Raw genomic sequence first — 15,457 nt, 5'->3', positions numbered from 1 at the left:
GTCTCTATGCGGCGTTAATCCTGGCTAATGATTGTCGACTACTTGCCGGTTGCGAGAAGCTTCCGAGGCAAAGAGTCAGCGCATGGCGGAAAAGAAGGTACGAGGTCTAACCAAAGAGCAGGAACTCAATGAAGAGTTCCTCGTCCGGGATACCCGGGGAAAGCTCAAGAAATTCAAAGACTGGATCACGATCCCGAACAACATGTTCGTGCTCCTCTTCATGATGGCCGCCGGTGCGATCGTCGTTGGTGAGATTTCAGAGTTTCTCCTGGCCATCGCGTTCTGCTTCTACCGGTGGGGCATGAAACGTGAGGAGTCCACGCCGATCAAGATGCCAATCCAGAGTGGCTTCATGGACCCCCACCAGCCGCACCCGGCGCACGGGAAGCCAACCAGCGCGAAGGGCATCTTCTTCCTCGGGAACGAGATGAAGACCGGTAAGGAAGTGTGGCTCACAAACGATGACGCCCGCCAGCACTTCCTCGTTGTGGGGACTACCGGTGCCGGTAAGGCGCAACCCCTCTCGGCTTTGGTCCGCACGCGCCAGGGTTTCATCCGAATGGGGGACATTCAGGTGGGGCAGATGGTCATCGCAGCCGATGGCAGCGAGGCCGAAGTCAAAGCGATCTATCCGCAGGGCGAGATCGATGTCTTTTCCGTTGCGATGGAAGACGGCCGGTCGACGGAAGCCTGCGCCGAACACCTGTGGACAGTCTACGTGGATGAGGGGCCTGCGCAGACCCTCAGCACCGAGCACGTGCACAACCTCATGGCGGTTGGCCACTCCGTGTCGATCCCACTCCCAAAGGCGGTGCCTGGATATTTGCCCCTCGAGGTCGACGCCAGGGCCTTCGGTGCCCGTATCGCTGGGGAGATGGCACTCGGACATGATTTGCCCGGCGATGAGCTTGCTACGCTGGAGAGGTTGGAGCTTGCGCCGGTCGTAGAACGCGGGCGTTTCCTGCAGGGGCTCCTGGGATGCGCAATCTCACGGGTAAACGTCGCCTACGTCATGGCCGAGTGCCCATGCGCAGCTACCGCGGACAAGTTGGCCTCTCTCGTTCGCTCGATCGGGGGCCTGGCAAGGATCGAGGAAGCGGGCGGCAAGGTGACCGGTGTCAGTATCCACCTTCCAGAAGGGGATCGCGCTGGGCGTGCAGGGATTCTGATTTATTCGATTGAGCCTGCGGGCTGCAAGGAGGCGCAGTGTATCTACATCGATCACCCTGACCATCTCTACGTCACAGATGACTACGTGGTCACGCACAACACGGAATCCTTGTTGGGCTTCGCCGCAAACGCGCTGATGTGGGGCTCGGGCTTCCTCTTCTGCGATGGTAAGGGGGACGTTGCTCTCTTTGCGAAGGTCTATGCCCTGGCCCGCCGTTTCGGCCGCGAAGACGACCTGCTGGTTCTGAATTTCATGACCGGCAACCAGGACCTTGGCGCCATGGGCGGCAAGATCATGTCGAACACTCTGAATCCGTTCTCGAACGGCTCGTCGGACTCGCTGACCCAGATGGTCGTCTCCCTCATGGACGATGCCGGCGGTGATGGCGCCATGTGGAAAGGCCGCGCAACCGCGATGCTTACCGGTGTCATGCGGGCTCTGTGCTGGCTGCGTGATGAAGGGCACGTCGATCTCAACGTGGGCGAGATCCGTGAGTTCATGTCGCTGAGGAAGATCGTCGACCTCGGGGATGTCGACAAGTATCCCGACATGCCGCAGCCAATCCGCAAGACGATCAAATCCTACCTGACCTCCCTGCCCGGCTTCCAACCAGAGAAAGGCTACAAGCAGGCTCAGACAACGCTCGATCAGCACGGCTATCTGGAAATGCAGTTCACCAAAATCCTGGGCAGCCTGGCTGACGTCTATGGCCACATCTTCTTCACCCCGAACGGTGAAGTGGACATGTTCGACGTGGTTCTCAACCGCAGGATCCTCGTGATCATGCTGCCAGCGCTCGAAAAGTCCGGCGACGAGATCGCGAACCTTGGCAAGATCGTGGTGGCAACCCTCAAGGGCATGATGGGCGCGACCCTGGGGTCAAGCCTCGAGGGCAGCTGGGCGCAGGTCGTGGAAAACCGCCCTACGAACTCGCCATCCCCGTTCATCTGTGTTCTCGATGAGGTCGGCTATTATACGGTGGAAGGCATGGCGCTGATGGCGGCCCAGGCGCGATCGCTGGGCTTCACCATGGTTTATGCCTCTCAGGATATTCCCGCGATGAAACGCCTCAACGAGAAAGAGGCTGCATCGATCATCGCGAACACGAACACGAAGATCTTCATGCGTTCGGAAGAGGCCGAGACCACAGGTAAGCTCGCGGTAGAAGCCGGCGGCAAGGGCCTCAAGGCGCAAACCGGCGGTTTCCAGGGGAAATCCGGTGAGTTTGGTGTGGGCTACTCCGATGGGATGGACGCTCGGATCGAGGCTGCGGACCGGGTAAACTGGACAGACCTCAAAGCGCAGACCGAAGGCATGATGCACATCATGTTCCAGGACAAGGTCGTTCGCGCAAAGTCGTTCTATGCCAACCCCGAAGGGGCGGTGGACAACAAGAAGCTCAAGCTGCGGGCCAACCACTTCATCAAGGTGCCCAAACCCGACTATGAAGACCTCGAGCGCGCGCGCACCCTGCCGATCATCTCCGAGAAAATGCTCTCTGAGGAGTTCATCGCCGAGAACAAGGCAGCTGCCACCCAGGCAATCGAGGAAGCTCGGGGCAGCAAGGACAAGATCGCGACCGCGGTAAAGGTCTTTGACTACATGATCCAGACACGGCAGAAACCAACTGATGCTGGCGCGTGCAGTGTGGCGGCGATCATTCATGAGCAGTCCGAAGCCATTAAAGGCTTCCACAAGAGGATTCTTGGTGAAGAGGACCCTGAGGCGGGGGCTGACACCCCGGCGTCAGAGGACGACGGATCCACTGGCAAGCGCCGGCCGATCCGTCCGCGCGGCAATCCGATCAAGAGAGGTATCTCGCACCAGGTTCTGATTGAAGGAGATGCGGAGCATGATGAGCGCGAAATCAACATGGCTGGCGACATGGCTGCGTCCGATGATGTGTTGAGCGCTCTGGCGGCAGTTGACTACGATTCCGACACCTCTCGTGAACAGGTTGAAAAACAAATCTCCGATGCGCTCGATCCGCTGTCGCTCATGGATGATGACGACATGCCGAAGCCGGAAGACATCATGACGTCCGATGTGGATGACAATGTGACCCGAGCGGCAGGATCACTGTTCGATGAACTCGATGATCTCGGTGTTGAACTTGGGGGCGGCAGCGAAGATACCCGCGATCCCGGCAGCGCCGAGGATGACGGTGATGATGGCATTCCGCAGTCGGATGACATCACGACACATCTGCTGTCGCAGTTCATCATCGATGACGACGAGGATGACGAGTGAGCCGGTTCTGAAAACCATGCTTAAGCCTGTCCATGTAGAAGGCAGGAAAACAAGACACAGGAAGACGACATGCAGAAACTCGTGATGTTCAATGGCCCTCCGCGGGCGGGAAAGGATACCGCAGGAGAGATTTGCCGGGGGCTTATCGACAAGGGTGCCACGGTCGCATTCGTCAAGTTCACGACGGCGGTGAAGGACGCAACCCACGCCGAGTATGGCCTGGAAGGCGCAGCAGACACGTTTGAGGCCCTCAAGGATACACCTCTGAAAGAGTTCCGCGGCCTGACCCCGCGACAGGCCTACATCGACAAGAGTGAGCGCCTGCGTGCAGAGCATGGCCACGACATCGTCGCTCGCATGCTTGTCGATCGTGTCCGTGAACTTGATGCGGACATCGTGATCAACACCGACCTCGGCATGGACTACGAGGCCGAGCACCTGGTCAGGTACTTCGGCGCCGAGAATACCTCGCTGGTTCGCCTCCATCGCGATGGCCATACGTTTGAAGGCGACTGCAGGTACTACGTCTACCGAGATGACGTGGCGAGCAGTGACGTTGTCAACTCGACGGTTAAAGAACTCACAGAATGCCTTGCGCCGGTCATTGCCGATGCCATGGCTGGTGTGAGTGAGCCGCGGATGGGACTGGCCTAAGTCTGAGCGGTCTGACAGCTGACCAAGTCGGCCAATCGACTCACTTGAAGTGTCGTAGGATAATCGATAGGGCTACTGCATGGCGCCCTATTATTTCCTTATTTCGGCGCCGAATTGTGGAGGTCACGTGAGTTTACAATCCGGTCGCCTTTTTCATTGCAGATCCTGCGGTCACAAGATGCGTCTTGGAGCCAGCGAATGCGGCAATTGCTACCAGCCCTCTCCGGTGGTGAATCGCCTCCCCCTCCCCCTCCTTTGGGGCCTTCCCTTGCTTGCGATAGTAGTGGTCGGAATTCTACTGTCTGCGCTCTGAATTTGCTTTAGTCGTCGAGCTGTAGCGTGACGATGTTTTAGAAAAGAAGATGTCCGGCCAACAAGCCGGCGCCAAAGAAGACTGCCGCAAGCCAGGCTCGTTGGATCCTCAGCTCTCTTAGATGGGCTTTCTGGGTATCTATTGTCCGAAATAGGCGGCCCCGGGCTTCCTCAAGGTCCGGGTGAGACGACAAGCATGCGCTCATCAGAGCGCTGTGGCCCTTGGGATGGTTCTCACGGTGTACGTGAAGCGCGGAGGACACGATCAGAGTGGCAGCCAACGTCCGATAGCTGTCAGAATTCGTGTCATCTCGTGTTGCCGCCCGCAGGTGGTTTGCAAGACCGGCGTGAGCCTCGTCCACGCGTATGGCCGCGGCCTCACGCATGTTGTCGACTTCGGCGATCCCGCTCGGTTTCCCGAGAATGGCGTTCATCCACCAATTGGTGTCTTCTTGGGGCTGGGGAGCTTTGGTGATTTCATCGGTCTTCATATCTGAAACATAGGTACCAGGCATGCAGTAAAAGGGAGATTACGATGCTGCCTCAGCACGTGGCCAATCTCGTGGGGTGTGTCCGGGCACTCCAGATGGATGTCGTCGAACGTAAGGGACAGGAGGCTCTCAAGGTGAAGGGAGGTGCTGAACACCTGCCCCAGCGCTTGATCTCACTGCAGCGCGCCCTGGAAGCCTTCGACGCGGCTGAAGGTGAGCTGGATGAGAGCGACATCTCCCGCGCCTACAAGGCCACCCATCTCATTCTCAAACAGATCGCAGGCAACGGGCAGATCAAGGGGAACCCGGTAAAGGTGCTCTCTCAGGCATTCGAGAGGTACGGAGAACAGGATTGGGTTGGCGCGAGACCCGGTCGGGCTGCTGAGAAGAAAACCGGTCTCACGGATGCACTGTCATCGTCCAATGCATTCCGAAGCCGAGCTCTCGAGAAGGCACAGCGCGATATTGAGGCCCGAGCAGAACGGGAGAGAGACGAGGACGATCAAAGGGACCCCTTCGCGCCAGGAGCGAGGTGATCTTGGATCTTGAGAAGTGATCGGGAATCGCTTTTACTGATCTGGTAGCGCAAGGGCCCGGTGAGACCCCGGGTGGCTCTTCCGGCCGCTGATCCGCCGGACAACCCCTTAGAAAAATCCAAGCATGACTGTGGCGCGACCCTCTTCGGGTTGCCTAGGCGTGGTAGCGGTCTGCTCATGCTGTCATTTTCAGGATGTTTTCGGAATACGGCTGGCGCTCGAGATCTCGCGATCAGCCTTGTTGGTCATGAACGTACCAGCTCGAGGCGCTGTCTGGAGCGAGGTGAACTATGACTGGGTGGCGCGTGATGCGGGTCGGCCAGAGAGTGATGGTCGACGTTTATATGGGGGAGCCCCCTATCGTGGGTATAATCGTGGAATGGGCCCTGTTCGGAGGAGCCATTTCCCCTTGCAAAGTCCGGTTCCGTGACTTTGAGTGCTGGTACATGTGGGACCGGCTAAGGCCCTATCTACAGCTTGTGTGCTGACCGAAACAAGGAGAGCCTAACGGACGAAATCCTGAGTTCTCAGGGAGGAAACGCGCTCCAAAGGTGTTGCCTCAGCTGCCTTTCGGCATTTGCGGACATCGAGATTGAGTGTGTTGGCGCTGGGCCGTGGTACCATTGAAGTCATGATATCCAGATGAATAGATCGAAATCTATCCATCAGGTACTGCGCCTAGAGAGGAGTAAGGCATTTCAGGACATTTTCGGACATTCCCCGGGTAGTGCGGTGCGGGTGGTGGCACTTCGCGTTGGCTCGGCAAAAGAAAACCCCAGTCGTGCAGGACTGGGGTCTTGAGATCATGATCTCAGAGAGAGACCTGAGTGAGGTTGGAGGCACTCCGGCTATGCGTTGCGGCGCTTTGTCTTGACGAGCAGGGCAATCAGCAGCGCTGCACCCGAAATGATCGAACACACCCCCATGATGATCGCGTTGTCACTGAATTCTCCAGCTGCCAATTCCGGGATGCCGATGTGGTACTGAGCCAGACAACTCAGAAGAAACATGGTGGTAAGCATCGGCATAGAGGCAGCTTGCTTGTTGATCTTGGCAAGCAGCAGCGCGGCGAAAGTACCGGCGAAGATGCCCAGGACACACGCCTGCATGCTATCGAGCCTGGACGAGAGTTCATTGGTTGCCAGCCATCCGCCGGCAAGACCCCACAGGTACGGCATCGCCTTCGCCTGGATGGTGCCGAAGCTGTCGGTGAAGCTCTTTGTCGATGACTTTTCGCCCTGCCCCACCTTTGGTGTGCGTTTGGGAGCTCTGAGCTTGGCCTCATTCGCCTGAAGAGCACTCGCTTGCATTCGAGCGATAAGGCCCTGCCTTGGGTCCTCGTCTTCCTCCGGGGCAAGCTCGGGGAGACCATGGCGCTCGGCTGGGTCGACATCTAAATCGAAGACGGGGGGCTCATCCACATCGTCAAGGTCGTCGTGGGAGACTTCCAGGTTTTCCTCAATGCGCATGTCCGGCGAGAGCTGTAACGGCTGGGCAGCGCGCTCTTTGCCCCCCCGGGTGGGCCGGGGTTCTTTTGGCGCAACTGGGGCCTCCGCCGCGGGCGACGGTTCCGTCTGCTCGGTGCCTGGGATGGCGCCAGTGTAGATGGGCTCCGCGATCTCTTGAGATACAGCCTTCGGCTTCGGGGAGTGCTTCTTGCGATCTTGAATGGCTCCCTGGCTATTGGCGAAGCCTTCGATCGCACGCACATCCTGTTCGATGCTTGCGGTCAGTGCATCCGAAAGCTTGCCAATGTCCGACAGCGAGAGCTTCTCGATGGATTTCTCGATGGCGAGGTGTCTTTGGTCTTCTGGTAGCTCCAAAATCTGGTCTGCAGTCAAACTCATGAAACGTCCTGTGGGTCAATTTGATGCGGTTATCCTATTTTCTCGGGCGCAGGTCAACAATTCTCGGTTAAAGTGGCCGCTGAGTTAAGGATAAAGAAAGTCGTGTGTGTATTTATGGGGAAGGATAATCAAGGTGAACACATGGCGCTCGTGGATTTTGGCACAGTTCAGGTTTATGAAATGGAGGATCTGCTTGAGGTCGTCTTCCCGTATGATCGGGAGTTCTCGGCCTTCATGAACAAGCTGAAGGGGCGCTGGATGCCTCAGCGTAGGGCATGGCAGATCAAGCCGGCGTTCCTCCGAGCGACCTCTTCCGAGGTCATAGAGAAAATCACCAGGCAGCTGAAGGCGCAGGCGCCGAAGTCCTGGGACCACAACCTCTCGGTTCTCCGAAAGCAAGGGTGCGTGATGCACAAGTTCGAGATCTTCGCCGGGCTTGGTGGAGTTCGCCTGCGGATGCCGCTTGGGCATCCCTGTCACCATCACCTCAAGAAGATTGATCGACTGAGCAGCGTTCGGGACACCTGGTATATCCCGGCCGCCAAGTTTTCTGAAAAGCCCGTTCAGGAAGCTGTGGCACGGATCATTCAGGATGACCGGAAGGCCTATATCCAGGCATTCGATGCCACCGAAGAGCGCTGCATCATCGGCAAGATCGACGTCGGAGAAGACCAGCTGGAAGCCTACGGCCTCGAGAAGGAAGCCTATGTGGCCGTGCAGGGAGGGTTCCTGAAAATTGCAGATCCCATGATGGCCTCGTCAGGGGCGCGAGAGGTTGCGTTTGAGGTCCTGAGCATGCGGCGCCAGGATGATGCGTCTCTGAAAGTGAAGCTCGAGTATGTCGATCCGGTTGAAGGCTATACGCATCTCAGCGGGCGTGCCTTCGCCGAGAACAAGCTTCAGGCTATTGGTGTTCACCTCAAAGTCGATGACGACTGGATTCAGAAGCGTTCCTGAGGGAGTGCCGCTGTTACCACGGTAACAGCGGCCGGACCGGAAGATGTGTTACGGCCGTAAGCAAGGCTCCAGGGAAGCCGGCTCGCGGTCACCATGTACGATGCGATCGAGGTATTGCCGGACGTCGGGTGCAGCTCCGCGATGCAGAACGTGGGCGCCGATTTTGGGCCGGCGGAACTCGAACCGAAGCCTGGTGGGCAAGACCTTGGCATCCGGCTCTTCTGAGGCCCACACCATTCCCTCGAGCGAGGGCAAAAGGTCGGTTCCGGTAAGGGCCAAAGGTGAACGATCGTGGCCACCGGGCCCCGGAAGGTGCCCCATGAATTCCAGGATGGTTGCGATCCTCTGTACCCCGTCGACGAGCTCCCAAGTGCCATCTTCCTGCACCGCCAGATAGATGTCAGATACCGGGATGCCGACAAGCAGGGACTCAATCAGGGCGCTCTTGCGTTCCGTGGACCACGTGAAGCGCTCTTCCCAGTTTTCAGGAAGGGCGATGTCGCCTTCTCGGTAGAGAGCAACGACTTCTCCGACCGAGAAATTCAGAGTGTCAAAGGCCGCCGCGAGGGAGTTTTGTGCAATTTCTTCGTGTAGGGTCATTTTATCTTCCATCTGACGTGTGGGCCCCGAGCGCCTCGTAGGTTTCCTCCCCGGTTTCCCAAAGGAGGGTGTCGCGCTGGGCGGACCTCTCATCAGCCATCTTGTCCCAAACTTGCGAGAGAGTGAGGGCAGACTCGAAATCAGCGTAGCGAAGGGATTTCCGTTTCAGAATGTCTGTCCTGCCTGCAGTGAATTCGAGCGGGTGCGTGTGGCGGCCTTCCTTCTTCCCGCGGACGATGTCTGCGCGTTCAGAGCCGCGGCGGATGATTTCGCGTCCGGCGGCCTCGATTGTCTGCTGCTCCTTCTTCTCGCGCTCTTCGATCTTGCCGAGCTCGATATCGATGTTGTCCGGGGTTCGTGCTCGGGCAAGAGACTTCAGCGCGGCGTTTGGGTCGACCGGGATAATGCGATCGAACGACAATTCGAGGCGCTCCAGGGCAGCAGCGACCTTCTTCTGGTGATCATCGAGGTTGGTGCGGACAAATGTGTAGGCGTCGGCGCGATCTGACTGGATCCGATAAGCGGTGAACCCCTGGGACTTGGCCCCGGTCTTTATCCCATCTTTGAAGCCGAAGCCGGCGGTGGACATTTCGGAGATGGCGTGGTTGCGATCCGAGAACAGCTCTGGGCACACCTCGACGAGCAGGTCTGGGTGTACGATGCCATTGCAGCGGCGGATCGCATCCCAGAAGAAGGATTTCTTGGTGACGATATCATCCATATGGATCAGGTCGTCGATGACCAGGTTGTCGGGGATGACGGAACTCATGGCGAACCAGATGGGCGCCTCGCCCTGCCGATAGACGGGACGTAGGCGGCCGCAAAACTGCAGGAGTTCTTCCTCGCGGTACTGCTTCTGGATCATCCGACCCCAGACACCGGGGTGCTTCGGTGTGGGGATCTCGACAACCTCTCCAGACCGCATTTTGAGGCGCTGGATGCCGTTTGGCATGAGGAGTGGCTCCGAACCACCCTTCTCATCTGGCTTGCCTTTGAAGCCCGTGCCGAGCTTATCGAAAGGAAGCTCAGGGTTCTCATCGTCGAATGTCAGAGCAGCGACTAGGCCATCGATCGTGCGAACGGGAAGCTCCATCCGACCGATGCTGATTGCCGCTGCGTGGAACTTGGCAAAGTCGAGCCCCCTCATGGCACCGAAGTGACACCAGTCGACATTTTCAGGGCCCATCCAGTCAGAATTCAGAGTCCGCCTGACGAGAATGGAGGAGCCGGCAACAACCCTGCTGTCTCCGAACCAGGCGCTCACCGATGAGATGGCCTCGCGCAGGGCGGTGAGCCGAGTTGCTGCCGTGAGCTTCTCGACCTCATTGCCTTCGGGGTCACCGATGATTGAGGCGTTGGAGAACGTGCGGTTCACGATGCCAACGACCTTCATGTGCAGAGGTCCGCTGATGTCATGCGTGGTCACGTCAGCGCCGCCCCAGATCTTTGTGATGATCTCGGGAGCTGCGGAGGCATCAAGAAGAAGCAGGGGAATGTTTTCCCAGTTTGGCTTGGTGCGCCAGGAAATCCGGATGCTGTTGCGCACCGCCCCGTTGGGATGGAAATCCTGAACTCTCTGAATTCTGAGTTCGCGTTCGCCGTGGGGCATCTTGGATTGCGCCTTGAACCAGATCAGATGCCGCTGCAGCTTCAGGCGTTGCTCGATCAGCTCGTTGGGGGTCTCTTCGATAAGCCGCTCAAGTTGCTCTGCCATCTTGCCCATGCTGAGCCGTTCGATCCGGTCCGCCACGATCTCCCAGAACTGCTTCTCTTCGCGAACGTGCAGACCCGATGGCTTGCGGCAGAGCTCCACGACCTCTTCGAGCGACATCTCCGGGTTCAGGTTGGTGTCTTTGCGCAGTGCGTTGGAGCAGATCCTGATGCAGTCCTGCACCAGCGAGGCGCCGCGTGAGACCGCGGGCGTTTCCCCGTATTCGTTGGCTACCGGCGGGCGTTCCACATCGTGGTTTGCCGGTCGATGGTCGAACAGAGCCTCGGCTGGGCAGATGTCTTTTGAGAGCGCGTCTTTGACGATGGCGACAGCTTCCTGACGCGATTGCATGAGGTCCTCGGGGGTGAGGCCCATATCACGCTCTCTGCGGCTGAGACGCGCCGCCTTTCGAGGAAGATCGAGGTGAACGAGCGGAAACTCGGTTGTGTGCAGGAAGAGGTGGTGAATGCGCTCGTCGGCGATGACGGCACGGGCATGCTGCAACTCCTCGGGGATGGTCAGCTGCATGAACGGATGGGGAGTGAAGACGAGATCGCTTTCCTGAATCCGCGCCTTTTGGGTGATCGCCGGGCAGCCCGCATAGTGAGGGCAGAAAACAGTCTCGGCTTCGCCGTCTTCGCGCGTGATCTGGGCTTTACAGAAGCCAGAGGTGCCCACGCCGGCCTCCATGGCTGCCATCACCTTGTCAGCCATGTGGCAACCTGCAGCGACTTTGCCCTTGTAGACGAGCACGTCGAGACCTGCATTCATCGCGTCTCGCTTCATGTCCTCGAGGCGGGACTCGAGTTCGGCTTCGGGCACGAGCCCTTTTGCGGACGCTGCGGCTTTGAGCTGTTCGTCATCAAGGTTGGGGTCGAGGTTGAGGACCTCTGCACGGATGCGCACTTCCTCGATGTTCGCGTAGGTCGGTAGCAAGAAGACGATCGGCATTCGACCTTCCACCATAGCGCCAGACTGAGTTTCGTAGCTCGTGGTCAGCCCCTGTGCCGGAGCAATGATCCTGCCATCTTCATCCCGGCGACCATCGAGTCGAGGCAGGGATGCCCGGGCTTCATGCTCGGCCTTCTTCTCACCGATGTATCGGATGGTTCTCGAGGTTTTCCCCGCACCGGTAGGCGCTTTGACAATGTGGACCCTGTTTTCCCCTGCCGTGCGGCCGCAGTCGGCCATGAACACATCTTCGAAAAACGTGTCGAGAGCACTCATGAGCCCCTCTCCGATCGCATCGATCTGCGTTTGGCGGTCCTCATCAGTGAGGACCACGGGATCCTCGGTCTTAACAATGCTGCCCTTCAGGGGCTTCCTGCGAAACCTGTCCGGAAGAAAGCCAAATCCACGTTCCGCAAGTTGCTCACTAGAATAGGGTAGAATGAACTGGCCAGATGCGGCCTCTGCGGCGGCATCGTCTTTGGAGGTTCTCGGGGTGAGGTCGAGTTCACCCGCATCGTGCTTGCGAATGAGCCGGCCGAGCTTGCTGTCGATCTCTCGCAGAAGCCGGGTGCCTGCCCAGCGACCACTGACCTCTGCGGTCAGAGTGAACTGGTCGAAGATCGCAGAGCGCAGGTTTTCACGGGCGCCGGGGTTGTTACGGGCAAATTCGAAAACAAGCCAGGACAGGTAGGCTTCACGGCCGTCCACGACCTTGCCATGCTCGTTTTCAACCCAACCGGTCCCCTGCCCTCCTGCGCGCAGCTTGGGCACGTGGATTTCCTGATTTGGATCCCACTCGATATCTGCGGGGGCGAGCAAAGCGGTCGGGTTGCGGTAAAAGCGCCGAATGTTCTCGTCGACGGCCTCGAAAAACATCGAGAGCTGATGTGATGTGACGACGGGCGCAGCCTCGGGCCCCAGCTCGGTCGGGTTCGCCTTCAGCCACTGGAAGTAGCGACCGGTTTTGTGGTGCTTGCCCATGAAAGTGATGGGTTTGCCTTCGGCAACGACTTCGATCGCATGGTCAGAAGCGATGACCTTGCCGTCTGGAGTCGTGTCCGTGAGATGTCGAGAGACGCTGGAGACCTTGTCATCCTCGGGATACCGATAGAGCAGTACCACCTTGGGCGCCATGCCGACACGATGAAAGGGTGTCTCGCCGAACATCTCTTCGGCAAGCAGGACGATCTTGGAACTCAGTTCCTCGTCGGTGACGTCGATATCGAGAGCAAATGTGTAGCCGCTCCCCTGCCCCATTGCGGCGCCAACGTTGAGCGTCGCGCATTGGTTGATCCAGGTTTTCAGTGCGTGTGGTTTCGGAAGCTGCCACGGTAGCTTGTGATCCGCCGACCAGTTGATCATGTCGCCATTGGCCAGGCGCCCGGGAAAGCGGTCCATTGTCTGAGGGAAGACCGACCAACCATGGGCTACGAGGTCTTCGGCGACGGCACCGAAAACAGGCTCTGCAGGTTGGAACATGAGATCGACATTCTCGCCCCGCTCCTGGGGTGAGGACGTGATCTCTTCTCCATCGAAAAGATCGAGATAGTTGCTGGACAAAATGGCCTCTTACTCCAGAAACGTTTCTAGCCTCTGGAAGAATAGATGTCAACTTTTCGCCTATCCTTAAATAAGGGGAGGTCGAACTTCGTGCTGGGGCTCGTCAGGGGCCGATAGCCTTGCTTGTGGCCTCTTACTCGCCAAGGGTGCCATATCGGCACGGTCGGCTTTGGACGGCAGAACCGAAGCCAGGTCTTCCACCTCGACGGTCGCTCTGGCCTGGCGGAGTTCCTGACCAGTCAGAGATGCATCAGCCAGGTCCTGAAGCTGTGTCTTCAGGCGCTCCATGGAGGAGATTTTCTGACCGGCCTGCCCGGCAGTGTGGTCGATGACCAACAAACTTCCGGCCACGACCGCCAGAGCCGTGATGGCTGCGACCCCCAGTCTTCGCGCGACAGCGACCATTGGAAGGCTCCGCCGGTTGGGGCTTTCAACGATGTAGCCGCGGCTTCGGCCGGAGAAGAACTTGTCCAGCTTGCGCGGTCTTGATTGGGGCAACGGCTCAAGCGCCCCAGTGTCGATGCGCGCAGCCAACATATGTGCGCGCTGGATGACGCGGCGGCTTGCGGTGACCTGACGGGGACGCACGTCTTCTACAATATCAGAAAGCGCCGGAATTGGGATGCTCGGCTGAGGCTCTGTCGCCTGGGGAGCTTCCAATACCCTGAGCTTTGGTCGCACTGCTTTTGGAGCAGGAGACACTTCGACAGAGTTCTCAGCCGAAGCCACATCCGGCGCTACCGGTGCCATGCCGACCTTCTTGCCTGCTGTATTCGCGGGCTGGAAAAACGACATGCCTTGCGAGACTTCGCTAGGTGGCAGGTTGAACTCAACACTGGCGTTTCTCCTGGCGCGCCGGCGTTTGGTAAGCTTGGGACCTCGTGGAGCGTCGTGTTCATCCAGAACGGCTTCGGTCGCCTGTAGAGCGATGTCTGCATCGAGATCCTCCACAGTGAGATACTCGGTTTCATGATCGTCGTCGACGGCCTCTGAGCGAGCGTCTGGGGCTTCTGAATCCTCGACGGTCTCCCCTGTCTCGTCAGCGACCGAGAGTTCGTTGGGTTCCTGGTCGTGATGGAGCTCAAAGGGGGGCGGCATTGTGTCATCCGCCTGGTCCTCGTTGCGCACGACTTTTGGTGCACCCAAGTCATGGCCTTCCTCCGCTGTGGAGGCTGATTTGGTGACGGGTGCGATGCTCGCGGCTTTCTTGCGTCCGCCGAGTTTCTTCTTCCTCTTTCGAGGAGCGTCTGGATCATTCTCATCAAAAGAGCTTGGTTCCGCCATGTCTCGCTCCATGGAAGGATCCAGCTCGGCATCGAATGCTTCGTTGTCCAGGTGTTCGGCCATCTGATTGGGTCTCTTGCTTATTCCTCGAAGGTTATGTTTTCGAAGATTTGAATTTTTCCACTCTTCCTGAGCTGGGTGATGATCACTTCGTTGTCGGGGTTGATGCGAGAGTAGACTGGCCCGAGTTCGGGCAGTGGCAACTTGAACTGAACACGGACGGTGTCGTCCTGCAAAATCTGTATTTGGCCAGAGGTCTTCCTGATGATGACGGGCTTTTTGGAGGTGAGGCCTGCGTAGTCAACCGCGATGAGCACGGCGTTGTCTTGGGCTATTCTTATGTCGGCGTAGTCTAGAGGGACGAATTTATCCTTGGTCACTGGTATTCTATCCTTGTACGTGGTTACTTGGATCGGTATGTAGGCGGTGAAGATAAGGATAGAGTTACCGCGTGCTGAGTGGTGGGCATTTGCCGGATGATGTGCGGGAGGCCATGGGTGATGGTATCCTGGATGCTGTCATGGCGGATGCCGCCCGGAAGATACGGCGCGGGGCGGATGTCCGTTCGGCGCTCTGGAGTTCGGTCAGAACGCACTGGGAACCAGCGCTGTTCGAAGACTTTGGCGTCGATCGAACTTATAGCGATTTTGCCTGGCCACTTGTGGTGAGTGAATTTGATGAAGACCTGGCCCGTGTTGTGCAGGTACTTTCTCGTGCTAAGGGGATCGCCTCCTCACCTGTTACCACGGTAACAGAGATGAGTGTTGAGGATTTCTGGGCTTCACTCGACGTTCCATATCCTAAGGATCGGTGTTTATACTGCGGTATTACAACAGCTTGCGGGACCTTGGCTGATGATGTGCTCTCATTGCATGAGGAGTGCCGGGAAAATCTGTCGTTGCTGAAAGAGTCTCTCTTTGCGAGTGCTCAGCGTCTTGAGGCGGAGAAAATGGCGGGTGATGGCGGCCTGGAAGCCTCCGAGGGAACTGACGGGCATCGCGGGCGAGAAGAGCGTGAGCCGGAATCCGCGAACAAGAGTGAGGCCGCTGAGAGTCTGCTTGGGCTGTTTGAGGGTGAGTTCTACAATGAGCATCGAGAAATCCCTTTGGGCGGTTGAGCGCGCGAGGCTTGCT

11 protein-coding genes and 1 other annotated feature are annotated in these 15,457 nt (G+C 58.1%); of the genes, 5 read left to right on the top strand and 6 right to left on the bottom strand.

Annotation, left to right across the window (positions count from 1 at the left end; all coding sequences use genetic code 11):
- Positions 1–82: 82 nt before the first annotated feature.
- Entirely contained in the window at positions 83–3,421 is a 3,339-nt protein-coding gene (locus G0D83_RS24980; RefSeq protein WP_164197282.1) for a type IV secretory system conjugative DNA transfer family protein, read from the top strand.
- Positions 3,422–3,490: 69 nt separating this feature from the next.
- Entirely contained in the window at positions 3,491–4,075 is a 585-nt protein-coding gene (locus tag G0D83_RS24975) for a hypothetical protein (protein ID WP_164197281.1), read from the top strand.
- A 350-nt stretch (positions 4,076–4,425) separates the two neighbouring features.
- On the opposite strand, the gene G0D83_RS24970 is transcribed toward G0D83_RS24975, so the two are convergent.
- Positions 4,426–4,878: a hypothetical protein gene (locus tag G0D83_RS24970; RefSeq protein ID WP_164197280.1), complete on the bottom strand. Its 453-nt coding sequence runs from the start codon at positions 4,876–4,878 to the stop codon at positions 4,426–4,428.
- A 44-nt stretch (positions 4,879–4,922) separates the two neighbouring features.
- Here G0D83_RS24970 and G0D83_RS24965 point away from each other — a divergent pair, with 44 nt between their 5' ends.
- Positions 4,923–5,414: a hypothetical protein gene (locus G0D83_RS24965; RefSeq protein ID WP_164197279.1), complete on the top strand. Its 492-nt coding sequence runs from the start codon at positions 4,923–4,925 to the stop codon at positions 5,412–5,414.
- A 50-nt stretch (positions 5,415–5,464) separates the two neighbouring features.
- Positions 5,465–5,520, top strand: a sequence feature (sul1 is cis-regulatory element that is thought to sense ions involved in sulfur or methionine metabolism; They are found in Alphaproteobacteria).
- A 742-nt stretch (positions 5,521–6,262) separates the two neighbouring features.
- Here the strand turns inward: G0D83_RS24965 and G0D83_RS24960 are convergent.
- On the bottom strand, positions 6,263–7,261 hold the full coding sequence (locus G0D83_RS24960) for a hypothetical protein (protein ID WP_164197278.1): 999 nt from the start codon (positions 7,259–7,261) through the stop codon (positions 6,263–6,265).
- Between the two features lie 141 nt (positions 7,262–7,402).
- On the opposite strand from G0D83_RS24960, the gene G0D83_RS24955 reads away from it, so the two are divergent.
- Positions 7,403–8,218, top strand: coding sequence for a hypothetical protein (locus tag G0D83_RS24955; RefSeq protein ID WP_164197277.1), 816 nt, complete (start codon positions 7,403–7,405; stop codon positions 8,216–8,218).
- Positions 8,219–8,266: 48 nt separating this feature from the next.
- Here G0D83_RS24955 and G0D83_RS24950 read toward each other — a convergent pair whose 3' ends face one another.
- The 4 genes from G0D83_RS24950 to G0D83_RS24935 all read right to left on the bottom strand — a co-directional run bounded on the left by G0D83_RS24950 (position 8,267) and on the right by G0D83_RS24935 (position 14,704).
- Positions 8,267–8,818 carry a DUF262 domain-containing protein gene (locus G0D83_RS24950; protein ID WP_164197276.1) on the bottom strand — a complete coding sequence of 184 codons (552 nt, stop codon included), beginning with the start codon at positions 8,816–8,818 and terminating at the stop codon, positions 8,267–8,269.
- A 1-nt stretch (position 8,819) separates the two neighbouring features.
- The gene (locus G0D83_RS24945; protein ID WP_164197275.1) at positions 8,820–13,040 is read right to left on the bottom strand and encodes a bifunctional DNA primase/polymerase; all 4,221 of its coding nucleotides are present in this window, start codon (positions 13,038–13,040) and stop codon (positions 8,820–8,822) included.
- A gap of 66 nt (positions 13,041–13,106) precedes the next feature.
- Positions 13,107–14,387 carry a hypothetical protein gene (locus tag G0D83_RS24940; RefSeq protein WP_164197274.1) on the bottom strand — a complete coding sequence of 427 codons (1,281 nt, stop codon included), beginning with the start codon at positions 14,385–14,387 and terminating at the stop codon, positions 13,107–13,109.
- A gap of 17 nt (positions 14,388–14,404) precedes the next feature.
- Complete coding sequence (locus tag G0D83_RS24935; RefSeq protein WP_164197273.1) at positions 14,405–14,704, bottom strand: hypothetical protein; 300 nt, start codon at positions 14,702–14,704, stop codon at positions 14,405–14,407.
- Positions 14,705–14,817: 113 nt separating this feature from the next.
- Here G0D83_RS24935 and G0D83_RS24930 point away from each other — a divergent pair, with 113 nt between their 5' ends.
- A complete protein-coding gene (locus tag G0D83_RS24930) occupies positions 14,818–15,441 on the top strand; it encodes a hypothetical protein (RefSeq protein WP_164197272.1) in 624 nt (207 codons plus the stop codon).
- The last annotated feature ends 16 nt before the right edge of the window (positions 15,442–15,457 follow it).

The organism is Salipiger sp. PrR003, from assembly GCF_010500785.1.
GTDB classification, from domain to species: domain Bacteria; phylum Pseudomonadota; class Alphaproteobacteria; order Rhodobacterales; family Rhodobacteraceae; genus Salipiger; species Salipiger pacificus_A.
Note: the sequence above shows the minus strand (reverse complement) of the source record. Positions and strands in the feature narration are given on the sequence as shown.

Excerpts from the sequence above, each read along its gene's own strand:
- G0D83_RS24940 (WP_164197274.1), bottom strand. The coding sequence starts at position 14,387 with ATGGCCGAACACCTGGACAACGAAGCATTCGATGCCGAGCTGGATCCT.
- G0D83_RS24950 (WP_164197276.1), bottom strand. The coding sequence starts at position 8,818 with ATGACCCTACACGAAGAAATTGCACAAAACTCCCTCGCGGCGGCCTTT.
- G0D83_RS24970 (WP_164197280.1), bottom strand. The coding sequence starts at position 4,878 with ATGAAGACCGATGAAATCACCAAAGCTCCCCAGCCCCAAGAAGACACC.
- G0D83_RS24975 (WP_164197281.1), top strand. The coding sequence starts at position 3,491 with ATGCAGAAACTCGTGATGTTCAATGGCCCTCCGCGGGCGGGAAAGGAT.
- G0D83_RS24955 (WP_164197277.1), top strand. The coding sequence starts at position 7,403 with ATGGCGCTCGTGGATTTTGGCACAGTTCAGGTTTATGAAATGGAGGAT.
- G0D83_RS24965 (WP_164197279.1), top strand. The coding sequence starts at position 4,923 with ATGCTGCCTCAGCACGTGGCCAATCTCGTGGGGTGTGTCCGGGCACTC.
- G0D83_RS24960 (WP_164197278.1), bottom strand. The coding sequence starts at position 7,261 with ATGAGTTTGACTGCAGACCAGATTTTGGAGCTACCAGAAGACCAAAGA.
- G0D83_RS24930 (WP_164197272.1), top strand. The coding sequence starts at position 14,818 with ATGGGTGATGGTATCCTGGATGCTGTCATGGCGGATGCCGCCCGGAAG.
- G0D83_RS24980 (WP_164197282.1), top strand. The coding sequence starts at position 83 with ATGGCGGAAAAGAAGGTACGAGGTCTAACCAAAGAGCAGGAACTCAAT.